Annotated in this window: 24 protein-coding genes; 12 read left to right on the forward strand and 12 right to left on the reverse strand. The window is 73.5% G+C overall.

Annotated features, from left to right (window positions below):
- The gene (locus RMN56_RS07490) at positions 1–657 is read left to right on the forward strand and encodes a Maf family protein (RefSeq protein ID WP_313723097.1); all 657 of its coding nucleotides are present in this window, start codon (positions 1–3) and stop codon (positions 655–657) included.
- Positions 658–666: 9 nt separating this feature from the next.
- Positions 667–1320, forward strand: coding sequence for an O-methyltransferase (locus tag RMN56_RS07495; protein ID WP_313723098.1), 654 nt, complete (start codon positions 667–669; stop codon positions 1318–1320).
- A 22-nt stretch (positions 1321–1342) separates the two neighbouring features.
- On the opposite strand, the gene RMN56_RS07500 is transcribed toward RMN56_RS07495, so the two are convergent.
- The 4 genes from RMN56_RS07500 to RMN56_RS07515 all read right to left on the reverse strand — a co-directional run bounded on the left by RMN56_RS07500 (position 1343) and on the right by RMN56_RS07515 (position 5159).
- Positions 1343–2638 (reverse strand): MFS transporter, encoded by a 1296-nt coding sequence (locus tag RMN56_RS07500; RefSeq protein ID WP_313723099.1) that lies wholly within the window; start codon positions 2636–2638, stop codon positions 1343–1345.
- A gap of 64 nt (positions 2639–2702) precedes the next feature.
- Positions 2703–3458 (reverse strand): ABC transporter permease, encoded by a 756-nt coding sequence (locus tag RMN56_RS07505; RefSeq protein ID WP_313723100.1) that lies wholly within the window; start codon positions 3456–3458, stop codon positions 2703–2705.
- Positions 3459–3475: 17 nt separating this feature from the next.
- On the reverse strand, positions 3476–4435 hold the full coding sequence (locus RMN56_RS07510) for an ATP-binding cassette domain-containing protein (RefSeq protein WP_313723101.1): 960 nt from the start codon (positions 4433–4435) through the stop codon (positions 3476–3478).
- Positions 4436–4556: 121 nt separating this feature from the next.
- Positions 4557–5159, reverse strand: coding sequence for a PadR family transcriptional regulator (locus tag RMN56_RS07515; RefSeq protein ID WP_313724668.1), 603 nt, complete (start codon positions 5157–5159; stop codon positions 4557–4559).
- 131 nt (positions 5160–5290) lie between these two features.
- Between RMN56_RS07515 and RMN56_RS07520 the strand changes: the two genes are divergently transcribed.
- On the forward strand, positions 5291–7042 hold the full coding sequence (locus RMN56_RS07520; protein ID WP_313723102.1) for an acetyl/propionyl/methylcrotonyl-CoA carboxylase subunit alpha: 1752 nt from the start codon (positions 5291–5293) through the stop codon (positions 7040–7042).
- Positions 7043–7124: 82 nt separating this feature from the next.
- The gene (locus RMN56_RS07525) at positions 7125–8564 is read left to right on the forward strand and encodes a GuaB1 family IMP dehydrogenase-related protein (protein WP_313723103.1); all 1440 of its coding nucleotides are present in this window, start codon (positions 7125–7127) and stop codon (positions 8562–8564) included.
- 45 nt (positions 8565–8609) lie between these two features.
- On the opposite strand, the gene RMN56_RS07530 is transcribed toward RMN56_RS07525, so the two are convergent.
- On the reverse strand, positions 8610–9158 hold the full coding sequence (locus RMN56_RS07530) for a TetR/AcrR family transcriptional regulator (RefSeq protein ID WP_313723104.1): 549 nt from the start codon (positions 9156–9158) through the stop codon (positions 8610–8612).
- Between the two features lie 113 nt (positions 9159–9271).
- Between RMN56_RS07530 and RMN56_RS07535 the strand changes: the two genes are divergently transcribed.
- The 3 genes from RMN56_RS07535 (at position 9272) to RMN56_RS07545 (ending at position 13652) form a co-directional block, all read left to right on the forward strand.
- Positions 9272–9793, forward strand: coding sequence for a MarR family winged helix-turn-helix transcriptional regulator (locus RMN56_RS07535; RefSeq protein ID WP_313724669.1), 522 nt, complete (start codon positions 9272–9274; stop codon positions 9791–9793).
- Positions 9787–11520, forward strand: a complete 1734-nt coding sequence (locus RMN56_RS07540; RefSeq protein WP_313723105.1) for an ABC transporter ATP-binding protein — start codon at positions 9787–9789, stop codon at positions 11518–11520. The genes RMN56_RS07535 and RMN56_RS07540 overlap by 7 nt, the downstream gene beginning before the upstream one ends.
- Positions 11521–11624: 104 nt before the next feature.
- Positions 11625–13652 (forward strand): ABC transporter ATP-binding protein, encoded by a 2028-nt coding sequence (locus RMN56_RS07545; protein ID WP_313724670.1) that lies wholly within the window; start codon positions 11625–11627, stop codon positions 13650–13652.
- A 46-nt stretch (positions 13653–13698) separates the two neighbouring features.
- On the opposite strand, the gene thrS is transcribed toward RMN56_RS07545, so the two are convergent.
- Complete coding sequence (gene thrS / locus RMN56_RS07550) at positions 13699–14916, reverse strand: threonine--tRNA ligase (RefSeq protein WP_313723106.1); 1218 nt, start codon at positions 14914–14916, stop codon at positions 13699–13701.
- Between the two features lie 523 nt (positions 14917–15439).
- Between thrS and RMN56_RS07555 the strand changes: the two genes are divergently transcribed.
- From RMN56_RS07555 to RMN56_RS07565, 3 genes are all read left to right on the forward strand, one after another.
- Positions 15440–16111 (forward strand): DedA family protein, encoded by a 672-nt coding sequence (locus RMN56_RS07555; RefSeq protein WP_313723107.1) that lies wholly within the window; start codon positions 15440–15442, stop codon positions 16109–16111.
- Entirely contained in the window at positions 16108–16440 is a 333-nt protein-coding gene (locus RMN56_RS07560; RefSeq protein WP_313723108.1) for a helix-turn-helix domain-containing protein, read from the forward strand. The genes RMN56_RS07555 and RMN56_RS07560 overlap by 4 nt, the downstream gene beginning before the upstream one ends.
- 98 nt (positions 16441–16538) lie before the next feature.
- Positions 16539–17222, forward strand: a complete 684-nt coding sequence (locus tag RMN56_RS07565; RefSeq protein ID WP_313723109.1) for a DUF998 domain-containing protein — start codon at positions 16539–16541, stop codon at positions 17220–17222.
- On the opposite strand, the gene RMN56_RS07570 is transcribed toward RMN56_RS07565, so the two are convergent.
- Entirely contained in the window at positions 17200–18603 is a 1404-nt protein-coding gene (locus tag RMN56_RS07570; RefSeq protein ID WP_313723110.1) for an NAD(P)H-quinone dehydrogenase, read from the reverse strand. The two genes, RMN56_RS07565 and RMN56_RS07570, sit on opposite strands and share 23 nt — an antisense overlap.
- Positions 18604–18768: 165 nt before the next feature.
- On the opposite strand from RMN56_RS07570, the gene RMN56_RS07575 reads away from it, so the two are divergent.
- The gene (locus RMN56_RS07575; RefSeq protein WP_313723111.1) at positions 18769–19224 is read left to right on the forward strand and encodes a gamma-glutamylcyclotransferase; all 456 of its coding nucleotides are present in this window, start codon (positions 18769–18771) and stop codon (positions 19222–19224) included.
- A gap of 72 nt (positions 19225–19296) precedes the next feature.
- Here the strand turns inward: RMN56_RS07575 and RMN56_RS07580 are convergent, their stop codons facing one another.
- The 4 genes from RMN56_RS07580 to RMN56_RS07595 are packed head-to-tail and all read right to left on the reverse strand — an operon-like array spanning position 19297 to position 22663.
- Entirely contained in the window at positions 19297–20259 is a 963-nt protein-coding gene (locus RMN56_RS07580; RefSeq protein ID WP_313723112.1) for a GNAT family N-acetyltransferase, read from the reverse strand.
- Positions 20260–20301: 42 nt separating this feature from the next.
- A complete protein-coding gene (locus RMN56_RS07585) occupies positions 20302–21042 on the reverse strand; it encodes an SCO6745 family protein (protein WP_313723113.1) in 741 nt (246 codons plus the stop codon).
- Between the two features lie 43 nt (positions 21043–21085).
- Positions 21086–22027: a hypothetical protein gene (locus tag RMN56_RS07590; RefSeq protein WP_313723114.1), complete on the reverse strand. Its 942-nt coding sequence runs from the start codon at positions 22025–22027 to the stop codon at positions 21086–21088.
- Between the two features lie 6 nt (positions 22028–22033).
- Complete coding sequence (locus RMN56_RS07595) at positions 22034–22663, reverse strand: MBL fold metallo-hydrolase (RefSeq protein WP_313723115.1); 630 nt, start codon at positions 22661–22663, stop codon at positions 22034–22036.
- Between the two features lie 122 nt (positions 22664–22785).
- On the opposite strand from RMN56_RS07595, the gene RMN56_RS07600 reads away from it, so the two are divergent.
- Positions 22786–23748, forward strand: a complete 963-nt coding sequence (locus tag RMN56_RS07600) for a DUF4349 domain-containing protein (protein ID WP_313723116.1) — start codon at positions 22786–22788, stop codon at positions 23746–23748.
- Here RMN56_RS07600 and RMN56_RS07605 read toward each other — a convergent pair.
- Complete coding sequence (locus RMN56_RS07605; protein ID WP_313723117.1) at positions 23705–24964, reverse strand: amidohydrolase; 1260 nt, start codon at positions 24962–24964, stop codon at positions 23705–23707. The genes RMN56_RS07600 and RMN56_RS07605 overlap by 44 nt on opposite strands.
- Between the last annotated feature and the right edge of the window lie 110 nt (positions 24965–25074).

Raw genomic sequence — 25074 nt, forward strand, 5'->3', positions numbered from 1 at the left:
ATGTCGACCTCCGTGCCGCTGCGCCTCGTGCTCGCCTCGCAGAGTCCCGCCCGCCGCAAGCTGCTTCAGGCCGCCGGGATCGAACCCGACGTGCTGGTGAGCGGCGTCGACGAGTCGCAGGTGGTCACCGACCGCGCCGAGGAGCTGTGCCTGGAGTTGGCCCGGCTGAAGGCGGAGGCGGTGCGGGGCCGGCTGCGTCCCCACCCGGACGAGCGGACGCTGGTGCTCGGCTGCGACTCGGTGCTGGCGTTCGACGGGGAGATTCTGGGCAAGCCGGCGGACGCGGCGGACGCGACCCGGCGCTGGCAGCGGATGCGCGGGCGCAGCGGGGTGCTGCACACGGGCCACTGCCTGCTGGACGCGACGCACGAGTCCCGGGCGGAGGCGGTGGCCTCGACCACCGTGCACTTCGCCGACATCAGCGACGCGGAGATCGCCGCGTACGTGGCGACAGGTGAGCCGCTGGCGGTGGCCGGGGCGTTCACCATCGACGGGCTGGGCGGGGCGTTCCTGACCGGCATCGAGGGCGACCCGGGCACCGTGGTGGGGCTGTCCCTGCCTCTGCTGCGCGGTCTCCTCGGCGAGTTGGGGCTGAACATCACCGACCTGTGGACGAAGGTCGCGCCCGGGGGCCAGGACATCGAACATCTCGGCTAACGTCCGGTCATGAGCACGAAGCCGTTGCCGCTGACCCCGGAACTGCACGCGTACCTCGTGGCGCACGGATCCGCCCCCGACGAGATCGTCCGGGAGCTGGCCGAGGAGACCCGCGCCGCCCTTCCCGCCCAGGCGGACATGCAGGTCGCGCCGGAGCAGGCCGCGTTCCTGACCTTCCTGACCCGGCTGCTCGGCGTCCGGCAGGCGGTGGAGGTGGGCACGTTCACCGGCCTCTCGTCGCTGGCCATCGCCCGGGGCCTCGCCGAGGGCGGTCGCCTGACCTGCTTCGACATCTCCGAGGAGTACACGGGCGTGGCCCGGCGGTACTGGGCCCGCGCGGGCGTCGAGGACCGGATCGAGCTGCGCATCGGCCCCGCGAAGGACACCCTCCGCGAGTTGCCGCAGGAGCGTTACCTGGACTTCGCGTTCATCGACGCCGACAAGGTCGGCTACCCGGTCTACTGGGACGAGCTGGTGCCCAGGATGCGTCCGGGCTCGGTGATCGCGGTGGACAACACGCTGCGTGCCGGGCGGGTGCTCGCCCCGCAGAACGCGGACGACCGGGCGATCGCCGCCTTCAACGACGAGATCCTCGCCGACGTCCGCGTCGAGGTTGTCATGCTCCCCATCGCCGACGGGGTGACCCTGGCCCGGGTGCTCTGACCGAGCAGCGCCGGTCCGGCGGTCACGCGGCGGCGGAGACCGGGGTGCGGTCGTCGCCGGGTGCGGGCAGGCGCAACGCGCGGCCGAGGCGCACGGTGAGCAGGATGGCCGCGGCGATGAAGCCGGGCAGGAGCAGGAAGGCCAGGTGCGGGCCGACGCCGTCGGCCACCCAGCCGAGCGCGACCGGCGCGATCCCGAAACCCACCCCCATCGAGTACGACGCCCAGCCGGCCGCCTTGTCCGCGGCCGGCCCGGCGGCGGCGAGGGCGATGGAGATCGCCAGGGGGTAGTGCAGGGCGTTGCCGAGCCCGAGCACGACCAGGCCGGCGACGGCCAGCCAGCCCACCGGGGCGGACCAGAACAGCGCGAACCCGGCCAGGGAGACGGTCAGCGCGCCGAGCAGCAGCGGCACGGGCGGCCAGCGCAGCGCGAGCCGGCCGCCGGCCAGCCGGCCGGCGAACATGCCGCAGACGATCGCCGCGACGGCCGCCGACGCCCCGCCGGCGCTGAGGCCGGCGTGGGTACGGAGCACGTCCGCGGTCCAGAGCGACAGGCAGACCTCGATCGACCCGGTGACCGACATGAGCACCCAGGCGATCCAGTAGGCCCGCGGCAGCTGCCCCGGCACCGCTCGCTGCCCGAGATCTTGGACAGTTTCCGTTCGGGACGAACGGTAAGTCTCCAAGATTGGCCGCGGGGCGGCGGCGGTGGAAGCGGGAGCCGGGGTGGCGGCAGCCGCGGTAGCGGGGGCGGTCTTCGGCAGGCGTACCCGGAAGGTCACGGCGGCGAGGGCGACCAGGGTGATCAGCCCGACCTCGGCGGCCATCGCGGGCCGCCAGCCGAGGCCGGCGTCCACGGTCGCGCCGATGACCAGCGGCGCGAGGATGCCCATGCCGGCGCAGGCGGCGTTGGCCTCGGTGAGCGCGGCCGGTGCGGCGGGCCCGTGGTGGGCGGTGAGCACGACGCTGACTCCGCTGATCACCATCATGCCGAAGGTGGCGATCACCGCGATGGCGGCGAGGGTGGCGGGCAGCGGGTGGAGCAGACCGAGCGCGGTGACGCCGGCCGCCACGCCGGCGAGGCCGAGCCAGATGGCCGGGCCGCGGCCGAGGCGGCGGGCCGCGGGCGCGAAGAGCGCGCCGCCGGCCAGCGCGCCGACCGCGATGCCGGTGCTGTGCAGGCCGGCCACGGCGGCGCTGGTGCCCTGCTCGTCGCGGAGCAGCGGGACGACGGGGCCGAACCCGTAGAGAAAGAAGCCCCACATCCCCAGCTGGGCGTAGGTCAGCCAGGTCGTCCGGTCACGGGTGAGGCGGGGCACCGGCCTTACGCTACGCGCGCGCGGCCGGCACCCCGCCCTGGTTGAGAGGCAGCTCTCGTCCCCCTCAGCGGACGCTGCGGGCGAACTGCCGGGCGGCCCAGACCACCCCGGCGACGGCGAGCACCGCGATGATCGTCAACCCCTGCCAGACCTTGTCGTTGGCCAGGTCACCGGCGAAGAGCGCCCGCGTGCCGTCGACCGCCCAGGAGAACGGGTTCCAGTCGGCGACGCCCTGGAGCCAGCCGGGGGCGTACATGAGCGGCAGCAGGATGCCGGAGAGCAGCAGCACCGGCTGGGCGACGGTGTTCATCAGCGGGGCGAGCGCGTCCTCACTCTTGACCTTGAGCGCGACGCCGTAGGAGACGGCCGAGGTCATCAGCGCGATGAGGGCCAGCATCAGGTACGCGAGCAGCAGGTAGCCGATGAAGACGCGCAGGTCGAACAGGAGCGCGAGCAGGGTGATGATGACCGCCTGCGCGATCAGCGAGACCACGTCCCGCAGCGAGCGGCCGAGGAGCAGGGCCAGCCGGCTCACCGGGGTGACCCGGGACCGCTCGATCACGCCGGCGCGCAGCTCGGCGATCAGGCCGAAGCCCTGGAACAGGCCGCCGAAGATGGCCAGCAGCACGAGCAGGCCGGGCACGAAGATCTTGTACGCCTCGGCCTGGGTCGACACCCGCAGCGCGGGCTTGAGCAGCGGGGCGAAGAGGAGCAGGTACATCACCGGCTGGAAGACGCCGACGAAGACCCACACGGGGTTGCGCAGCAGCAGCTGGATCTGGCGCTGGAAGATCAGCCAGGTGTCGCGGGCGAGTTTCATGACAGTGCTCCCGATGCTCAGGACTCGCGCAGCGAGCGGCCGGTCTTGGTGAGGAAGACGTCGTCGAGGCTGGGGCGGTGCAGCTCGATCGAGCGCAGCTCCAGCCCGGCGTGGTCGAGGCGGCGCAGCACCTGCGGGATGGCGGTGGCGCCCTCGTCGACGTAGAGGCGCAGGCCGCCCTCGTCGGCGGTCTCCAGCTTGCTGACGTACGCCTCGGTGTCGAGCAGTTCGGCGGCCTGTGGGGTGGTGGCGGCGTCGAGGCCGACCAGCACCACCTCGCCGGAGATCTCGCGCTTCAGCTCGGCCGGGGTGCCCTCCGCGACCACCTCGCCGTGATCCATGATCGCGATCCGGTCGCAGAGCGCGTCGGCCTCGTCGAGGTAGTGCGTGGTGATGAAGACCGTCATGCCCTCGGTGCGCAGCCGGCGGATCTCGTCCCACATGTGCGCCCGGCTCTGCGGGTCGAGGCCGGTGGTCGGCTCGTCCAGGAAGACGATCTTCGGCTCGTGGATGATGCCGAGCGCGATCTCGACCCGCCGGCGCTGGCCGCCGGAGTAGGTCTTGCACTTGCGGTCGGCGTACTCGCTGAGCTGGAAGGCGTCCAGGGCGCGGGTGGCGCGGCGGTTCGCCTCGGCCTTGGAGATGCCGTAGAGCCGGGCGTGCAGCACCAGCTCCTCGCGGGCGGTGGACTCGTCCCACGTGCTGCCGCCCTGGGCCACGTAGCCGATGCGCCGGCGCACCTCGGCCGGGTCCTTCCGCAGGTCGGCGCCGGCGATGGTGGCCTCGCCGCCGTCCGGCTCGATGAGGGTGGCGAGCATCCGCAGGGTGGTCGTCTTGCCGGCGCCGTTGGGGCCGAGGAAGCCGAAGATCTCCCCCTCGGCCACCTCGAGGTTGACGCCCCGGACCGCGTCCACGGTCTTCGTCTCGCGACCCGCGCGGGAGCGGAACGACTTCCGCAGCCCCCTGGTCTCGATCATGTCTGCTCCTGGTCCTCCGGGCCGGACGCGACCGGCCGCCGATGGTCCGCGAGGAGGACGCACGGCTTCCCCACGGCTCGCGCAGAGACTAACGCGATATAACTCTTGTAGTCAACGTTGATTATTCCGCGTCGGGAGCGGCGCCGTGCGTCCAGCCCGACCATCCCTCGGCCTGCTCCAGCCCAGCAGGCAGGTACGACACTCCGGACTCGATCCGCTCGGCGATCCGCTCGCACCAGGCCATGTCGGCCTCGGCCCGCGCCAGCCAGAGCTCGAACATCCAGCCGACGTGCACCGGCTTGCGGGTGCGCACCCAGTCCGAGTCCAACGAGGCGCGCATCGACTCGACGCCGGCGCGGATCAGGTTCGCCCGGTTGCGCAGCGCCGCCGCGGCCTCGTCGCGCGGCATGGCCGGCAGGAACGAGAAGGCCGCCACGAACGGGTCCGACGGCTCGTTGAGCTGCCACCACTGCGCCCGCAGCAGGGTCTCGAACTCCTCGTCCCCCTTCGGCGTCACCTCGTAGGTGGTGCGGGCGGGGCGGGCGCCGACCTGCTCGACGGAGACGGTCCGGAGCAGGCCCTCGTCGGTGAGCTTGCGCAGGGCGTGGTAGATCGAACCGGGCTGCACGTTGGCCCACTTGTCCGCGCTCCAGCTGAGCAGCTCACGGCGTACGTCGTAGCCGTGCACCGGCTGCATCCACCGCACCAGGCCCAGAATCATCATCCGTGTTGCCGACACCGGACAAGCGTAATAGCCAAATTTGACTACAGTGCGGCATCCCACACTGAGCGATCGTTAGGGCCGAATCCCCGGCCGATACACTCCCGGCAACGACCTCGGGAGGAGCCACCAAGGTGCGCAAGGTACTCATCGCCAACCGCGGCGAGATCGCCGTCCGCGTCATCCGCGCCTGCCGCGACGCCGGCCTGGCGAGCGTCGCCGTCTACGCGGACTCCGATCGGGACGCCCTGCACGCCACCCTCGCCGACGAGGCGTACGCCCTGGGCGGCGACACGGCGGCCGACAGCTACCTGCGCATCGACAAGCTCATCGACGTGGCCGCCAAGGCGGGCGCCGACGCGGTGCACCCCGGCTACGGCTTCCTCTCCGAGAACGCCGACTTCGCCCAGGCCGTCATCGACGCCGGGCTGACCTGGATCGGCCCCACCCCGCAGGCGATCCGCGACCTCGGCGACAAGGTGACCGCCCGGCACATCGCCCAGCGGGCCGGCGCGCCCCTGGTCCCCGGCACCCCGGACCCGGTGGGCAACGCCGACGAGGTGATGGCCTTCGCCGTCGACCACGGCCTGCCGGTCGCCATCAAGGCGGCCTTCGGCGGCGGCGGGCGCGGCCTCAAGGTGGCCCGCACCATGGAGGAGATCCCGCACCTGTTCGAGTCGGCCACCCGCGAGGCGGTCGCCGCGTTCGGCCGGGGCGAGTGCTTCGTCGAGCGCTACCTGGACCAGCCCCGCCACGTCGAGGCGCAGGTCCTGGCCGACCAGCACGGCAACGTGATCGTGGTGGGCACCCGCGACTGCTCGCTGCAGCGCCGGCACCAGAAGCTGGTCGAGGAGGCCCCGGCGCCGTTCCTCACCGAGGCCCAGCGCCGGCAGATCCACGACAGCGCCAAGGCAATCTGCCGGGAGGCCGGCTACCACGGCGCCGGCACGGTGGAATACCTGGTCGGCGCGGACGGCACCATCTCCTTCCTGGAGGTCAACACCCGGCTCCAGGTGGAGCACCCGGTGACCGAGGAGACGGCCGGCATCGACCTGGTCCGCGAGCAGTTCCGCATCGCCGACGGCGAGAAGCTGCGGTTCACCGAGGACCCGACCCCGCGCGGGCACGCGATCGAGTTCCGGATCAACGGTGAGGACCCGGGCCGCAACTTCCTGCCCGCCCCGGGCACCATCACGGCCCTGCGGCTGCCCACCGGCCCGGGCGTCCGGGTGGACACCGGCATCTCGGCCGGCGACGTGATCGGCGGCAACTTCGACTCGCTGCTGGCCAAGGTGATCATCGTCGGCGAGACCCGCACCGAGGCGCTGGAGCGGGCCCGCCGCGCCCTGGACGAGATGGTCGTCGAGGGCATGGCCACTGCGCTGCCCTTCCACCGCCTGGTGGTCCGCGACGAGGCGTTCACCGCCGAGCCGTTCACCGTGCACACCCGGTGGATCGAGACCGGGTGGAACAACACGGTCCCGGCCTTCACCGCCCCCGCCGGCGCCGTCGAGGGCCCGGCCGAGCGCGAGACCGTCGTGGTCGAGGTGGGCGGCAAGCGGCTGGAGGTCACCCTCCCGGCCGGTCTCGGCGCGGGTACGGCGGTCGCCGCGCCCGCCGGCAAGAAGCCGGCCCGCCGGGGCGGCGGCGCCAAGGCCGGCGCGGCGGTCGGCGGCGACGCGCTCACCTCGCCCATGCAGGGCACCATCGTCAAGATCGCCGTGGCGGACGGGGACACCGTCGCCGAGGGGGACCTCGTGGTGGTCCTGGAGGCGATGAAGATGGAGCAGCCGCTGCACGCCCACAAGGCCGGCACGATCAGCGGGCTGTCCGCCGAGGTCGGCGCGGTGATCACCGCCGGCGCCGCCATCTGCACCATCTCCTGACGTCCGCGGCGGTCCTGTCGGCCGGGGGTGGTTTGGGCCACCAGCGGCGGCAGGACCGGCCGCGACCAGGAATGATGGCCGGGTGCGGTTCCTTCATGGCGCGGTTCCCGCGCACGACCTGACCTACAACGACGTCTTCATGGCGCCCAACCGATCCGAGGTGGGCTCCCGGCTGGACGTCGACCTTGCCTCGGCCGACGGCACCGGCACCACCATCCCGCTGGTCGTGTCGAACATGACCGCGGTGGCCGGCCGGCGGATGGCCGAGACGGTGGCCCGGCGCGGGGCCGTCGCGGTGATCCCGCAGGACATCCCGATCGAGGTGGTGGCGAACGTCGTCGCCTGGGTCAAGCAGCGGCACCTGGTGCACGACACCGCCATCACGCTCGGCCCCACGGACACCGTGGGCGACGCCATCCACCTGCTGCCCAAGCGGTCGCACGGCGCGGTGATCGTGGTGGACGAGGCCGGTCGCCCGCTCGGCGTGGTCACCGAGGCGGACACGGTCGGGGTGGACCGCTTCGCCCAGCTCCGGCACGTCATGTCCACCGAGCTGCACACCGTGCCGGCGGACGCGGACCCGCGTACCGGCTTCGACCGGCTCTCGGCGGGCCGGCGGCGGCTCGCCCCGGTGGTGGACGCCGAGGGCCGCCTGGTCGGGGTGCTGACCCGGTCGGGCGCGCTGCGCGCCACGCTGTACAAGCCGGCGGTGGACGACCGGGGCCGGCTGCGCGTCGCCGCCGCGGTGGGCATCAACGGCGACGTGACCGGCAAGGCGGCCGCCCTGCTGGAGGCCGGGGTGGACACCCTCGTGGTGGACACCGCGCACGGGCACCAGGAGCGGATGATCGCGGCGCTGCGGGCGGTCCGCAAGCTCGACCCCGGGGTTCCGGTGGCGGCGGGCAACGTGGTCACCGCGGACGGCGTACGCGACCTCGTCGAGGCGGGCGCCGACATCATCAAGGTCGGCGTCGGGCCGGGCGCCATGTGCACCACCCGGATGATGACCGGCGTGGGCCGCCCGCAGTTCTCCGCGGTGCTCGACTGCGCCGCGGCGGCCCGCTCGCTGGGCCGGCACGTGTGGGCCGACGGCGGCGTACGCCACCCGCGGGACGTGGCGCTGGCGCTCGCGGCGGGCGCCTCGAACGTCATGATCGGCTCCTGGTTCGCCGGCACCTACGAGTCCCCCGGGGACCTCTACACCGATGCCGACGGCCGGCGCTACAAGGAGAGCTTCGGCATGGCCTCGGCCCGCGCGGTGAGCGCCCGGACCGCCGAGGACAGCGCGTTCGACCGGGCCCGCAAGGCGATCTTCGAGGAGGGCATCTCCTCGGCCCGGATGTATCTGGACCCGACCCGGCCCGGCGTCGAGGACCTGATCGACGAGATCATCTCCGGGGTGCGCAGCGCGTTCACCTACGCGGGCGCGCGCAACCTGGAGGAGTTCCACGAGCGGGCGCTGGTCGGCGTGCAGAGCACCGCCGGCTACACCGAGGGCATGCCGCTGCCGACGAGCTGGTGACGCGGCGGCCGGGTCCCTCGCCCCAGGGCGCGGGGGACCCGGCCGTCAGGGGAAGAGCCGGCTGATCACGGTGCGGGCGGCGGCCTCCGGGTCGGGGCCGACGCGGGACGGCAGGGCGCCGGAGAGCCAGAGCGTGGCGAAGCCGTGCACGATCGACCAGGCCGCGAGCGCGTCGACGTCCGGCCCTCGCCCGGTGCGCCGGGCCACGCCGGTGCGCAGCAGCTCGCCGGCCCGGGTCCGCGCGGCCACCACCGCCGGGTCGTCGGGGCGGTAGAGGTCGGGGCGGAACATCACCTCGAAGTGCGCCCGGTGCCGGACCGCGAACCCCACGTACGCCACCCCGGTGTCGACGAGGTCGTCGCCGGCGTCGCGCAGCGCCTCGGCCAGCAGCTCGAAGCCCTGCGCGGCGAGCGCGGTGAGCAGCCCGGCCTTGTCGCCGAAGTGGTGGGCGGGGGCGGCGTGCGAGACGTCGGCCCGCCGGGCCAGGTCGCGGAGGCTCAGCGCGGCCGGGCCGGACTCGGCCATCACCTCCACCGCCGCGTCGAGCAGGGCGCGGCGCAGGTCGCCGTGGTGGTACGCGCGGGACTGGGTCATGCGAGGCACTCTAACTTGCCATTGACAAGATGGCCGACCACAACCCCTGTTCGGCTGACCGCGTAAATAGTTTGGGGCCTTACCGTCCGGGAGCTAACCTAACGCCCGTGAACATGGGACCGCTCGTCCGCTTCCCCGACGCCCTCCAGCACGCGCCGCTCGGCCGGCTCATCTCGATCGCCGGGCACATCGTGGAGCAGCACTGGGGTCGCTACCTCGCCGAACACCACGGGCTCACCTCCGCCGGCATGCGGGTGCTGCTCGTCCTGCTGCGGGCCGGCGACAGCACCCACCGGGAGATGGCCGAGCGGTGCTTCGTCCGGCCGGCCACCCTCACCGGCATCGTCGACACCCTGGAGCGCGACGGCTTCGTGGCCCGGCGGCGGGAGCCCCACGACCGGCGCAGCGTCCAGCTCAGCCTGACCGACAAGGGCCGGGAACACGCCCTCGCCATCATCGACCTGATCCACAGCAACCGACCCCTGACCTCGGTCGACGCGGACCCGGCGAAGCAGGCCGTGATCCGGGAGTTCCTCACGGAAATCATCACGAGCATGTCCGACGGGGACCTTCGCCGGTTGAACCGGAACAGCGAGTCCCACACCGAAGACCCATCCGGGAGCCGTCCGTGCTGATCCGCCTGCTCCGTACCCACCTGCGCCCGTACCGGCGGTTGCTGGCCGCGGTGGTGGCCTTCCAGTTCGTCGGCACGATGGCGTCGCTCTACCTGCCGAGCCTCAACGCCGACATCATCGACCGGGGCGTGGCCGTCGGCGACACCGACCAGATCATGCGTACGGGCGGCTGGATGCTGCTCGTCAGCCTGCTCCAGATCTCCTGCTCGATCATCGCCGTCTACCTGGGCGCGAAGACCGCGATGGGCTTCGGCCGGGACGTCCGGGCCGGCATCTTCGCGCACGTCAACAGCTTCTCGGCCCGCGAGGTGGCTCGGTTCGGGGCGCCCTCGCTGATCACCCGGAACACCAACGACGTCCAGCAGGTGCAGATGCTGGTGTTGATGAGCTGCACCATGCTGGTCGCCGCGCCGATCATGAGCGTCGGCGGCGTGGTGATGGCGCTCCAGGAGGATGTGGGGCTCTCCTGGCTGATGCTGGTCTGCGTGCCGGTCCTGGCGATCATGCTCGGCCTGATCACCCGGCGCATGGTCCCCGGCTTCCGGCTCATGCAGACCCGGATCGACACGGTCAACCGGGTGCTGCGCGAACAGATCACCGGCATCCGGGTGGTCCGGGCCTTCGTCCGCGAGCCGTACGAGACCGAGCGCTTCCGGGTGGCGAACACCGACCTGACCGCGACCGCCCTGCGGATCGGCCGGCTCCAGGCGCTGATCTTCCCGGTGGTCATGCTGGTCCTCAACGTCTCCAGCGTCGCGGTGCTCTGGTTCGGCGCGGAACGGGTGGACTCCGGTCAGATCCAGGTCGGCGCGCTCACCGCCTTCCTGCAGTACCTGATGCAGATCCTCATGGCGGTCATGATGGCCACCTTCATGCTGATGATGGTGCCCCGGGCGGCGGTCTGCGCCGAGCGGATCGTCGAGGTGCTGGACACCGACTCGTCGGTGGTGCCGCCGGTCGAGCCGATGATCGCGATGACCCGCCGCGCGGAGCTGGAGTTCCGCCGGGTCTCCTTCCAGTACCCCGGGGCGAGCGCGCCGGTGCTGCACGACATCTCGTTCCGGGCCAGCCCCGGCCGGACCACGGCCATCATCGGCTCCACGGGCGCCGGCAAGACGACCCTGCTCACCCTGATCCCCCGGCTGGTCGACCCGACCGCCGGCGCCGTGCTGGTCGACGGGGTGGACGTGCGGCTGCTGGAACCCGACGAGGTGTGGCGCCGGATCGGGCTGGTGCCGCAGCGGCCGTACCTGTTCAGCGGCACCGTCGCCAGCAACCTCCGCTACGGCAACCCGGACGCGACCGACGCCGAACTGTGGGCGGCGCTGGAGATCGCCCAGGCCCGGGACTTCGTCGCGGAGATGCCGGGCGGCCTGGAGGCGCCGATCGCGCAGGGCGGCACGAACGTCTCCGGCGGCCAGCGGCAACGGCTCGCGATCGCCCGCGCGCTGGTCCGCCAGCCGGAGATCTACCTGTTCGACGATTCCTTCTCCGCGCTCGACCTCGGCACGGACGCCCGCCTGCGGGCCGCGCTGAAGCCGGTCACCGCGGACGCGGTGGTGGTGATCGTGGCGCAGCGGGTCTCCACGATCATCGACGCCGATCAGATCATCGTGCTCGAGGACGGGGGCGTCGTCGGAATGGGACGACATGACGACCTGCTGGTGACCTGCCCGACGTACGCCGAGATCGTGGCGTCCCAGCAGACCGCGGAGGTGACCGCGTGAGCGGCGTACCGGGGCAGAAGCCGTCGCCGGGGGCGAAAGCCGACGGGGCGCCGCCGCAGCGGCTGCCCGCGGCCGGGCGGCGCGGCGGCGGTGGGCCGCCGTGGATGGGCGCCGCCATGCCGGCGGAGAAGTCGATGAACTTCGGGCCGTCCGCCCGCCGGCTGCTGGGCCGCCTCCGGCCGCACCGGTTCTCGCTGGCCGCCATCATCACCCTGGCGGTGGCCAGCGTCGGGGCGAGCGTGATCGGGCCGAAGATCCTCGGGCACGCCACCGACCTGATCTTCGCGGGAGTGGTGGGCCGGCAGATTCCCGCCGGCACCACCCAGGAGCAGGCGGTGGCGGCGGCCCGGGCCGCCGGCAACGACAACTTCGCCGACATGCTGGCCCGGATGGACATCGTGCCCGGCGCGGGCATCGACTTCACGGCGCTGGGCCGCACCATCACTCTGGCGCTCGCCCTCTACCTGGGCGCCAGCCTGCTGATGTGGTGGCAGGGCTGGCTGCTCAACGGGGTGGTGCAGCGCACCGTCCTGCGGCTGCGCGCCGATGTGGAGGAGAAGCTCAACCGGCTGCCGCTGCCCTACTTCGACAAGCAGCCCCGGGGCGAGCTGCTCAGCCGGGTCACCAACGACATCGACAACATCTCGCAGACCCTGTCGCAGACGCTCAGCCAACTGCTCAGCGCGCTGCTCACTGTGGTCGGCGTGCTGGCCATGATGGTGTGGATCTCGCCGCTGCTGGCCCTCGTCGCCCTGGTGGCGGTGCCGCTGTCGGTGGTCGTCACCCAGCAGATCGCCAAGCGGTCGCAGCGCCGGTTCATCGCGCAGTGGCGGCACACCGGTGAGCTGAACGGCCTCATCGAGGAGACGTACACCGGCCACGAGCTGGTCAAGGTCTTCGGCCGGCAGCGCGAGGCGCAGGCCGCCTTCGCGGCCAAGAACGAGGAACTGTTCCAGGCCAGCTTCGGGGCCCAGTTCATCTCCGGGATCATCATGCCGGCGATGATGTTCGTGGGGAACCTCAGCTACGTCGCGATCGCCGTGGTCGGCGGGCTCCGGGTGGCCTCCGGCTCGATGAGCCTGGGCGACGTGCAGGCGTTCATCCAGTACTCGCGGCAGTTCACCCAGCCGCTCACCCAGATCGCCTCGATGGCCAACCTGCTCCAGTCCGGGGTGGCCTCGGCCGAGCGGGTGTTCGAGGTGCTCGACGCCGAGGAGCAGGCCCCGGACCGGCCCGCGCCGCCCCGGGTCACCGGCCGGGTCGAGTTCGAGCACGTCAGCTTCCGCTACGACCCGGACAAGCCGCTGATCGACGACCTCTCGCTGGTGGCCGAGCCCGGTCACACGGTGGCCATCGTCGGCCCGACCGGCGCCGGCAAGACCACCCTGGTCAACCTGATCATGCGGTTCTACGAGCTGGACGCCGGCCGGATCACCCTGGACGGGGTGGACATCAGCTCGCTGCGCCGCGACGAGCTGCGCGGCCGGATCGGCATGGTGCTCCAGGACACGTGGCTCTTCGGCGGCACCATCCGGGACAACATCGCGTACGGGCGGCCGACCGCCACCGAGGAGGAGATCCTGGCCGCGGCCCGGGCCACCTTCGTGGACCGGTTCGTGCGCAGCCTCCCCGACGGCTACGACACCGTGATCGACGAGGAGGGCAGCAACGTCAGCGCCGGTGAGAAGCAGCTCATCACCATCGCCCGGGCGTTCCTCGCCGAACCGTCGCTGCTCATCCTCGACGAGGCGACCAGCTCGGTCGACACCCGCACCGAGGTGCTGCTCCAGCGGGCCATGGCGGCGCTGCGCACCGAGCGGACCAGCTTCGTCATCGCGCACCGGCTCTCCACCATCCGCGACGCCGACCTGATCCTCATGATGGACCAGGGCCGGATCGTCGAGCAGGGCACGCACGACGAACTGGTCGCCGCGAACGGCGCCTACGCCGAGCTCTACCGGTCGCAGTTCACCGCGGCGGTGGTCGAGGAGGACGCCGCCGCGCCGCTGCCGGTCGGCGGGCCGCCCGGACGGCCCGGCGGACCGCCCGGAGGGCCCGGCGGACCGCCCGGAGGGCCTGGAGGGCCCGGCGGGCCGCCCGGGAAGCCGGCGGCCGCGCCGGCCGGGCGCTGACGTGGACGCCACGAGGGGCGACCCGGCCGGGGCGGGCCGCGTGCGGTCAGGCCGGCGGGAGCAGGTCGGCCGAGCGGGCGGCCACCACGCCGGCGACCAGCGCCAGCGCGTCGGCCACCGGCATCGGGTCGAGCCCGCGCCCGTCGCGCAGGCGCAGCGAGACCGCGCCCTCGGCCGCCTCCCGGGGGCCGATCACCCCGAGGTACGGGACCCGGCGGCGGGCCGCGTCGCGGATCCGGGACCCCAGCGAGCCGGCCAGGTCGACCTCGGCCCGCAGCCCGGCGGCCTCGGCCCGGCGGGCCAGCTCGACGGCCTCGCCGGCCTGCCCGTCGTCGACCGGGAGCAGCACCAGCTGCACCGGGGCGTACCAGGCCGGGAAGGCGCCCGCGTGCACCTCGATGAGGTACGCGAACAGCCGCTCCATGCTGCCGACCAGGCTCCGGTGCACCATGACCGGTCGCTTCCGGCGCCCGTCCGCGTCGGTGTACGACAGGTCGAACCGCTCCGGCTTGTCGAAGTCGAGCTGGATGGTGGAGATGGTCGACTCCCGGCCGGCCGCGTCGACGATCTGAATGTCGATCTTCGGGCCGTAGAAGGCGGCCTCGCCGGGGCCCTCGTGGTAGTCCACCCCGTCGAGCGCGACGCGGAGCAGCTCCTCGGCCCGCGCCCAGTCGGCGTCGTCGCCCACGTACTTCTCTCCCGGCCCGCGCAGCGACAGCCGGAACCCCGCCGGCCGGACGCCGAGCGCGGCGTGCGCCTCGCGGATCAGCCGCAGGATCTCCCGCACCTCGTCGCCGACCTGCTCCAGCGCGCAGAAGTTGTGCGCGTCGTTGAGCGAGATGGCGCGCACCCGGGACAGCCCGCCGAGCACCCCCGAGCGTTCCGCCCGGTACATCCCGCCGATCTCGGCGACCCGCAGCGGCAGCTCCCGGTAGGAGCGGCCCCGGGCGCGGAAGACCAGCGCGTGGTGCGGGCAGAGTGCGGGGCGCAGCACGAACTCGTCGTCGGCGCTCAGCCGCATGGGCGGGAACATGTCGTCGGCGAAGTAGCCGAGATGGCCCGAGAGCTCGAACAGCTCCCGTTTGCCCAGTGGGGGCGAGTAGACGTGCCGGTAGCCGGCCCGGCGCTCCAGCTCCCGCACGTACTCCTCGACGGCGTGCCGGGCGGCGGCGCCCGCCGGCAGCCAGATCGGCAGCCCGGCGCCGGCCAGCGGGTCGGAGACGAACAGCTCCAGGTCCCGGCCGAGCCTGCGGTGGTCGATCATGTCGCTCTCCTTGATCGGGTACGACCCGGAGGCGAACTGACCCGGAACGCCGCGAGGCCCCGGAGCGGATCGCCCCGGGGCCTCGTCGACGGAAACGTCAGTGCGGCGCGCCGGGGATACCCGGCGTCGTGGTCAGCACCGCGCTACGCATGCGGCGACGGTACGCGCGGCGACGCGGCGGACGCACCTCGATTTCGCGACGCACCCGGATCCGGTGCGGTGGGGGCGGGTCGCCGGCACGGGACCTGCCGGCGACCCGCGGCGGCCCGGCCGTCGGGAACGGGGGACCCGACGTCTCCGGAGCCGCGCGCCGCCAACGGTACGCCGCGGATCGGCGATCTGCCGCCCGCCCCGGCACTCGGCGACGCCCCGGCTGCCGGTCACGTTCGGCGGCGCCGCATCGTTGAACACCAGTGGCCTGCGGGTGTCGGCCGTCACCGCCGGGCAGGGCTCCTCGCGGTGACGCGGGACACGCCGTCAGGCTCGGTCCGGTCTGACGGGGAACTCCGGCGAGGTGGCGGTCGTGGCCGAACTCATCTCTGACGTCGCGTCGCCCACCTGGGCGTACGCGCTGCTGCTCACCCTGCTGGTCGCCGACGCCTTCGTGCCGGTGGTGCCGACCCAGGTCGTCATGATCACCAGCGGGGCGCTGACCGTGTACGGCGGGCTCAGCCTGCCGCTGACCATCGCGGTCGGCGCGCTCGGCGTCTTCGCCGGCGACCTCGCCTGCTACCTGCTGGGGCGGACCGCCCCGACCCGCCGCGCGCCGCGACACGCGACCCCGGGACGGGCCCGGCGGGCCGCCGCCCGGGTCACCCGCGGGCTGCGCGAACCGGGGCCACTGGTGATCCTGCTCTGCCGGTTCGTGCCCGGGGGCCGGATGGCGGCCTGCTTCTCGGCCGGCCGCAGCCGGTACCCCTACCGCCTCTTCGTCCTCTACGAGGCCGCCGCGGCCATCTGCTGGGCCGCGTACGGGACGCTGGTCGGTCACCTCGGCGGGGCCGCGCTGACCGAGTCGGCGTGGCGGCTGCTGCTGATCGGCGGTGCCGCGGCGGCCGGGTTCGCGGGGGCGGGCTGGGCCATGACGGTGATCAGCGCCCGCCACTCCCGCACGGCGGGCGAGGCGACGGCCATGCCGCTGGCGGACGCACGATTTCCGGAACACCTCATCGGCCTGAAGGAAGACCAGCCATGACCCACGAAGTGAACCCGCGCGACGTCCGAGCCAGGGCCACGAAGGTCGACCCGACCTGGGACGAGCCCGACCGCGTGGCTCGGCGCGCCCATCTGCGGGAGCAGATGCTCGCCTCGGTCAGCGGTGTGCAGCTCGCCGAGATCCGCGAGCAGTTGGGCATGACCCAGACTCAGCTGGCCGAGGCCGCGGGGCTGCCGCCCGCGCGAATCAGCCAGATCGAGAACGGGGAGAGCAGCAACCTGGAGACGCTGAAGGCCTACGTGACGGGCCTCGGCGGGCATCTCGACGTCGTCGCCCGGGTCGGAGACATCCAGTTCGACGTGGCCTGAGTCCCGGCCACCCGGACAACCGGTAGGGGGCGACCCCCGGATCGAAGTGGGTGGTGGTCCCGGATCCGTTTCGGGCGGTTCCGGCGACAGGCTGAGGCATGCCTGGAACCCGGAGCAGTGGTCTGCTGGCCCTCGGCGGGATCGCCCTGGCGGCGGTGCTCACCGTCGTCGGTCACCTCGAGGTGAACGACAACCTGAATCCCTGGTCGCTGACCGTCAGCGACTTCGCCGTCTCCGACCGGGGCGGCGTGATCGACACGGCCATGGCGGTGCTCGCGGCGGCCACGCTCGTCCTCCTGCCGGCGCTGCGCCGGGCCGGCGCGGGCCGCCTCGCGGGGGCGCTGCTGGTGGCCTGGTCGGCCGGCCTGATGGCCGCCGCCGTGGTGCCCACCAACGAGCCCGGCCTGCCCATGGACGCCGCCGCCTACGTGCACCGGTACGCCTCGGTGGTGGCCTTCCTGGCCCTGCCCGTCGCCGGCTGGCTGCTCGCCCGGCGGCTCGGCGGGCGGGCCGCCGGGTGGGTGCGCGGCCTCGTCCTGACCAGTCTCGTGCTGGCCGCGGCGATGGTCTGGTCCGCCTACCCCGGCGACCGCCTGCTGATCGGCCTCGCCGAGCGCCTGCTCATCCTCGCCGAGGTCGCCCTGCTCGCGGTCGTCGCCGGCATCCTGGTCCGCCGCGAGATCGGCGAGGTGGCCGTTCCCCGGCTCCGGGACCACCCCCACCTCACCGAGCTGGCGGTGCCGGCCCGGCAGCGCGAGGTCACTCCAGCTCGTGGAGCATGAGCTGGCGGGCGGCCTCGGTGATCGAGCCGGACAGGCTCGGGTAGATCGTGATGGTCTGGGCCAGCTCGTTGACGGTGAGGTTGTTCTCCACCGCCATGGTGATCGGCAGGATCAGCTCGCTGGCCTTGGGGGCCACCACCACGCCGCCGATCACCTGGCCGCTGGCCGGCCGGCAGAAGAGCTTCACGAAGCCGTCGGCCAGGTCGGCCATCTTCGCCCGGGCGTTGCCGGAGAGCGGCAGCATCACCTGGCGGGCCGGGACCTTGCCGGCGTCGACCTCGTCCTGCGAGACGCCGACGGTGGCCAGCTCCGGGTCGGTGAAGACGTTCGCCGCGACGGTACGCAGCCGCAGCGGCCGGACCGCCTCGCCGAGCGCGTGCCACATGGCGATCCGGCCCTGCATGGCGGCGACGCTGGCCAGCGGCAGCACCCCGGTGCAGTCGCCGGCCGCGTAGATGCCGGGCACGTTGGTCCGGGAGACCCGGTCGACCGTGACGTAACCGCCCCGGGCCAGCTCCACGCCGTACTCGGCGAGGCCCAGGTCGCCGGTGTTGGGGATCGAGCCGACCGCGATCAGCGCGTGCGAACCGGCGACCACCCGGCCGTCGGCGAGCACCACCTCGACGCCGTCGCCGATCCGGCGGACCGCCTCGGCCCGCGAGTTGTTGAGGATGGTCATGCCCCGGTTGCGGAACACCCGCTCGATCGCGGAGGCGGCGTCGGCGTCCTCGTGCGGCATGACCCGGTCCCGGCTGGACACCAGGGTGACGTCGACCCCCATGGCCAGGTAGGCGCTGGCGAACTCGGCGCCGGTCACGCCGGAACCGACCACGATCAGGTGCTCGGGCAGTTCGGGCAGGTCGTAGACCTGGCGCCAGGTCAGGATGCGCTCGCCGTCGGGCAGCGCGGTGGGGAGCTGGCGCGGGGTGGCGCCGGTGGCGATCAGCACGGTGGTGGCGGCGATCGAGTACTCCTCGCCACCCCCGGCCGGCGTGACGATCACCCGGTGGGTGTGACCGAGGGTGTCCTCGCCGAGCCGGGCGGAGCCGGCGACGAACTCGACACCGGCCTTGACCAGCTTGGTGTGGATGTCGGCGGACTGGGCCAGGGCGAGCCGCTTGACCCGCTCGTGCACGGTCCGGGCGTCGACCGTGACGGCCTCCAGCCCGTCGGAGTGCACCCCGAACTCCTCGGTGTCGCGGTAGCCGGTGACCACCTCCGAGCTGGCGATGAAGGTCTTGGACGGCACGCAGTCGGAGAGCACGCAGGCGCCGCCGGCCCCCTCCGCCTCGACCACGGTGACATCAGCGTCCAGCTGGGCGGCGACCAGTGCCGCCTCGTAGCCGGCCGGCCCCCCGCCGATGATCACGATCTGGCTCACAGGGCCATCCTTTCGTTCGCGACTGCGGGGCTCCGCTCCGCTGCACTCCTCGCGCTCACCGCGCTCGCCCCCGACCAATGCTCACAGTGACTTTCTTCTCCCCGTCGCGCTCGACACGCACCGTCGTATTCTCCCCCACCCGTCGGCCGGGCTATCGTCATCGCCGTGCGTCTTTACGCCGCTTACGGCTCAAACCTGGACCCCGCCCGCATGCGTGCCTACTGCCCGCATTCGCCGATGGTGGGCACCGGTTGGCTGGAGGGGTGGCGGCTCACCTTCGCGGGCGAGGACGTCATCGGCTGGGAGGGCTCGGTCAGCACCGTCGTCGAGTCGCCGGGCGACCGGGTCTTCGTGGCGCTCTACGACATCCACCCGTACGACGCGGCCCAGCTCGACGAGATCGAGGGTGTGACCTCCGCGACGTACCGGAAGCTGACCGTGCGCGTCTCGACGCTCGACGGGGACGTGACCGCGTGGGTCTACGTCTTCGACGGGTACGAGGGCGGCCTGCCGACGTCGTGGTACCTGTCGGAGATCGCGAACGCGGCGGAGAAGGCGGGTGCGCCGGACGACTACGTCACCGAGCTGCGGTCCCGCCCCACCGGCACCGCGTCCGCGTAGCGCGTCTCCCACCTCTCCAGTGTGCTCCGGGCGGTTCCCCGGGCGAGCGGCGCCCCCGGGACGGGTCGCGTATCACACACCCGCGGCGGGAACGCTCCGCTCGTACATGTCGGTCCAGCGCCCCTCGGCCAGCCCGACCGAGCGGTAGAGGGTGACCGGCGCGGTCGGGTTGGCCAGGTCGACGCCGAGACCGGCGCCCGCCCGGCCCTTGGCCGCGTAGACGGCGAAGGCCCGGCGCAGCAGCGCCGCCCCCACCCCGCGCCGCCGGTACGCAGGCAGCACGGACAGCGTCCGCACCCAGCCCATGCCCTGGTCGAGCGCCTGGTCGGAGGACTGGAGAGCGGCGGCCGGCTCCCCGTCGACCTCGGCCAGGAACCACTCGTCCCACACCTTGCCGTACGACGGGAGCTGCTCGCGCCACTGGTCGAAGTCGACCGGCTCGTAGTCGGGGGTGTCGCGGAACGCCGTGTCGAAGATCCGGTGGAACAGCCGCAGGTCGGCCTCGTCATCGGCGCGCAGCGGCCGGACGGTCACCCCGGCCGGGGGCGCCGGCTCGGCGGGAAGGTCGGCCAGCGACCGGGTCATCCGGATGTACCGCTTGATCCGGGTGAAGCCGGCCTCGACCAGCTCGCCGGCCCAGCGAGTCTCGGACGCGGAAACGCCGGTCCGGGCGGTCAGGGCGGCCAGGCCTCGCTCGGCAGCCCGCTCGGCGACGCGGTCGAGCAGCCGGGCCAGCAGCGGGGCGCGCAGGTCGGCGGCGCGGTCCGGGTCCACCGACACGTCCACCCACTCCCGGCCCACCCCGGTGGGGTTGCTCAGGATCGCCCAGGCCACCGCGGTGCCGTCCGGGTCGGTGACCAGCCAGGAGTCCCGGGCCGGGTCGACGAAGGGCGCGGTCAGCGCGTCCCGGACGTCCTCGGCGTCGAAGTCGGGGTAGCCGACGGCGAAGGTGTCGGCGGCGTGCACCACCGCCAGGATCGCGGGCACGTCGTCGAGGGTGGGGCGGCGGGCGGTCCAGCCGGCGGGGAGCGTCACGTGGCAGATCCTGACAGCCGCCCCGGCGGGCGCGCTTCCCATTTATCCGCCGCGCACGTGCAGTCGCGCGGCGGTGAGCAGGTTGAGCAGTTCCGCGCCCTCGCCGGGGCCGAGGGCCCGGAACGCCGGGGACACGAGCCGGTCGGTCACCGCCTCGGCCCAGAGCCGCCGCCGCACCAGCGGCCCCACCGGCGGGTACGGCGGCGACCAGCCGCACGCCGCGGCCCCGGCGTCCCCCTCGGGCCCGGCCAGCACCGCCTCCAGCGGTGTCATCCCGGCGGCCCGCACCGCCAGCAGGTACGCCCCGGCGAAGTGCTCGCGGAGCAGCAGCAGCGCGACCGCCGCCCGGGCGCCGGGTGTGGGGTCGTCGACCGGCATGGCCCGCCAGGCGGCGAACAGCGGCATGCCGCTGCCGTCCGCCGCGTCGACCACCCGGCACAGCAGCGCGCCGAGACGGGCGGCCTCCGGTGCGTCGCCCAGGTTGGTGGCGCCCCAGCGGCAGCACTCGGCCAGGTTCGCGCCCGCCACCTCGATCGGTGGGACGGTCCGCACGGCCGCATCCCAGCCGTCGGCGACCGCCTCCGGGGCGATGAAGCCGAGCGCGGCGGCGACCGTCTCGGCGCGCACGTCGCCGAGCGCTCCGGCCCGCCCGGTGATGTAGAAGGCCCAGCCGGAGATGCCCAGCAGCCGGGCCCGGCGCAGCGTCGACGGGCAGCGGGAGAACGCCTCCCCGAGCTCCAGCACCAGCGGCTTGCTGGCGGCGGCGACCTGCTCCGGGGTCATCGGCGGCACCCCACCGGCCGTCCACCGTGGTCATCCATCACGATCAGTCTGCCTCGTGGCCACCCTCCGCGGCATCCCCCTCTTCGGCGTCCAGCGCCTCCAACGCGGCCTCCACCTCACCGGTGCGCCGGCGGGCGGCCGTCAGCGAGCGTTCCGCGCCGCGGCGGGCCAGCTTGGCCCGGCTCAGCTCCTGCTCGGCCACCGCCCGGCGGCGTTCCAGCTCGGCCAGTTCGGTCTCGATCCGGTCCAGCGTCGCCACGCCGTCCCGTTCGGCGTCGGTGGCCCCGGTCAGCTCCGCCTCGGCCCGGTCCTGGTCGTCGCGAGCCTTGGCCAGCTCGCGTTCCACGGCCCGGCGGCGCTTCGCCCGCTCGGCCCGGGCCGCCCGCTCGGCGGCCCGCTGGTCGCGCGTTCGCCGCGTCTCGGTCCGCTCGGCCGCCCGGTCGGGTACGGCGGGTTCCTCCTCGCCACCCCCGGTGACCAGCCGCAGCTGCGGCCGGGGCACCTCGCCGAACCCGGCGTAGTGGCTGGGCCGCAGCAGCCGGCCGGCGCGTACCTGCTCGGCCACCTCGGTGTCGGAGAGCGCCGCGTTCAGCGTCGCCTCGACCTCGCCGAGCGGCAGCTTCCCGGCCGGCGGTGCGCCCGGCTCGGCGGCGGCCAGCTTGCGTACCTCGGCGACGAGCGCGCCCACGACGGCCCGGCGCTGCGCGGAGAGTTCGCGGAGCTTGCCGCCGCGCAGGTCCCGCTGCGCCGAGCGGAGCGACTCGGCGAGCTGCGCCAGGTCAGCCACCAGCTCCGGGCGGCGGATGGCCAGCAGGTTGACCAGCCAGGCGGCGACGGTGGGACGGCGCAGCTTGGCGATCTCCCGGGCGGCCTTCGGGTCGCCGGCGCGGCGTGCCTCGGCGACGGCCGCGTCACGGGCCGCGACGAAGCGGTCCGGCGGCGTCGCGTAGAGCCGCTGGACCAGGTCGGGGGGTGGACCGGCCATGCTCGCTCAGGCGTCGATCCGGGTGCCCGGTTCCAGCCGCCGGTACTCGGTCTTCGACAGCGCGGTGTACTGCCGGTCGAGCACACCGAAGCCGTTGTCGTTGAGCAGCGCGTCGTGCAGCGCGAAAGCCCGGCGCGGGGCGACCGCCCGGATGAAGTCGACCACCTCGGAGAACTTCGACCAGGGCGCGTGGATCGGCGCGAAGAGGGTGTCAACCTGGACCTCGTCGGGGACGACGAGCGCGTCGCCCGGGTGGTAGACGACGTCGTTGATGAGGTAGCCCACGTTCGGGACGACGGGGATGTCCGGGTGGATGATCGCGTGCTGACCGCCGTACGCGCGGACCGCCACCCCGGCCGCGGTGAACGACTCGCCGGGCGTGACCACGGTCAGCGCCTCGGCGGCATCGCCGAGCAGCGCGGTGAGGGAGGCCGGGCCGTAGATCCGGGCGGGCCGCCGGTCCAGCTCCCGGGTCAGCGCCTCGACGTTCACGTGGTCCGGGTGCTCGTGGGTGATCAGCACCGCGTCCACCCCGTCCAGCGCCTCGGGCTCGCTGAAGACTCCGGGGTCCACGACCAGCACTCCCCCGTCGTGCTCCAGCCGTAGGCAGGAGTGGGCGTACTTGGTGACCTGCATCGTGACTCCTCGATTATCGAATCGTGACGTCCTCAGCGCAGTCTGCCGGAACCGGCGCGGTGTCGCGTCGCGTCCGACGTATCGGTCCCGCAGCGGGGCCGTCGAAGGATCGGAGCGCGGACATGAGGATACGGGACAGCCGCTGTCGGGGCCGGGCGCTCGCGGCGGCCGGGCTGCTGCTGGTGCTGGCCGCCGGGGCGTGCAGCTCGGGCGGTGACTCGGGTGACAACGCGGGCTCGGCCGCGCAGCCGCCGGCGCTGGCGGGCGGCGACACGGCGGCGCGGGACCAGGCCGCGCCGGAGAAGGCGCAGTCCGGTGCCGGTGGCGCGGACCTGCGGGTCGACCAGCGGGCGATCATCTACACCGGAACGCTCCAGGTGCGGGTGGACGACGTGGAGCGGGCCGCCCGCGAGGCGAGCACGGCGGTGACGGCGGCCGGCGGCTTCGTGGGCGGCGACCAGCGCAACAGCGACGCGGCGGACGCCCGGGCCGAGCTGACCCTGCGGGTGCCGGCGGACCGGTTCACGACCGTGCTGGAGGCGCTGGTCAAGCTCGGCGAGCAGGAGCGGCGCGAGGTGCGGACCGAGGACGTCACCGAGGAGACCGTGGACCTGGACGCCCGGATCGCCACCCAGCGCGCCCGGGTGGACAGCGCCCGGCGGCTGCTGGCCCGGGCCACCTCGATCAACGACCTCGTCACGCTGGAGAACGAGGTGGGCCGCCGGGAGGCGGACCTGGCCTCGCTGGAGGCGAAGAAGCGGCGGCTGGCCGACCTGACGGCGCTCTCCACCATCACGGTGACCTTCGTCGGCCCGGAGGCCGCGGCCGTCGAGGATGAGGAGGACCTCGGCTTCCTGGCCGGGCTGCGCGGCGGCTGGTCGGCGTTCCTGGGCTCGCTGCGGGTGGCGCTCACCGTGCTGGGCGCGGTGCTGCCGTTCGCGGTGGCGATCGGCGTGCCGGTGGCGCTCGTGCTGGCCCTGGCCCGTCGGCGCGCTCGCCGTACGCCCCCGGGCGGACCGGCGCTGCCGGACGGTCCGGTGCCTAGCGGGCCGCCGCCAGTGCCCGCAGCGCGGTCTGGACCATGAGACGTACGCCGACCGGGATGGCGCGCTCGTCGACGTCGAACGACGCCCGGTGCAGGTCCACGTTGGGCCCGTTCCGGCCGACGCCGAGGCGGGCGAGCGCGCCGGGCACGTGCTCCAGGTACCACGAGAAGTCCTCGCCGCCCATGCTCTGCGGCGTCTCTGCGATGCCCTCCGGCCCGAGCGCGGCCGCGGTCGCGGCGGTGAACACGCCGATGGCCCGGGCGTCGTTGGTGACCGGCGGCCGGCCACGCAGGTACTCCAGGTCGACGGTGGCGCCGGTGGGGGCGAGGACGTCGCGCACCACCTGAGCCACGATCTTCGGGGCCTGGTCCCAGGTGTCCCGGTCCATCACCCGCAGGGTGCCGGCGGCGCAGGCCTCGGAGGGGATGACGTTGTAGCGGGTGCCGGCCGAGGCGTGGCCGAACACCAGCAGCAGCCCGCTGTTGGCCGGCACCCGGCGGCTGACCAGGGTCGGCACCTCGGTGACCAGCCGGCCGAGCGCGTCGACCAGGTCGACGGTCAGGTGCGGGCGGGCGGTGTGCCCGCCCGGGCCCGTGAGCCGGACGGTGACGTTGTCGGCGGCGGCGGTGATCGGGCCGACCCGCAGGCCGACCTTGCCGACCGGCAGGTTCGGGTCGCAGTGCACGGCGAAGATCTGCACCACGTCGTCCAGGCCGCCGGCCTCGATGACCTCCAGCGAGCCGCAGGGCAGGATCTCCTCGGCCGGCTGGAAGATGAGCCGCACCCGGCCGTCGAGCTGGCCGAGGTCGGCGAGCTGGGCGAGCAGCATGCCCACGCCGAGCATCACGGTGGTGTGCACGTCGTGGCCGCAGGCGTGGCAGACGCCGTCCACGGTGGACCGGTACGGCACGTCCTTCGGGTCGGTCAGCGGCAGCGCGTCGATGTCGGCGCGGAGCGCGATCACCGGGCCGTCGGGGCGCCCGTCGATGTCGCAGATGACGCCGTTGCCCTTCGGCAGCAGGCGCGGCTTCAGCCCGGCGAGGGAGAGCTCCCGGTGCACGAGGGCGGCCGTCTCGAACTCCTCGCCCGACAGCTCCGGGTGGGAGTGGATGTGACGTCGGGTGGCGATGAGGCCCGGTACGCGCAGCGCGAGCAGATGGTCGAGCTCCAGGGGCAGGGGCTGGGAGCCGGTCGGCGCCTCCGGCCAGGACGACGCCAGCGGGCTGCCGGAGGGCAGCGTCAACGCACTCGTCACGTCGAATTCTCGATCACTAGAGATGGAAGGATCATCGGGGAGAACAGCAGACAGCCTAGACCTCCGGCGGTGACGCTGCGCAACATCTTTCGCGTAGCGGTCGGACCGCG

It is taken from the genome of Micromonospora halotolerans (assembly GCF_032108445.1).
Classification (GTDB): Bacteria; Actinomycetota; Actinomycetes; order Mycobacteriales; family Micromonosporaceae; genus Micromonospora; species Micromonospora halotolerans.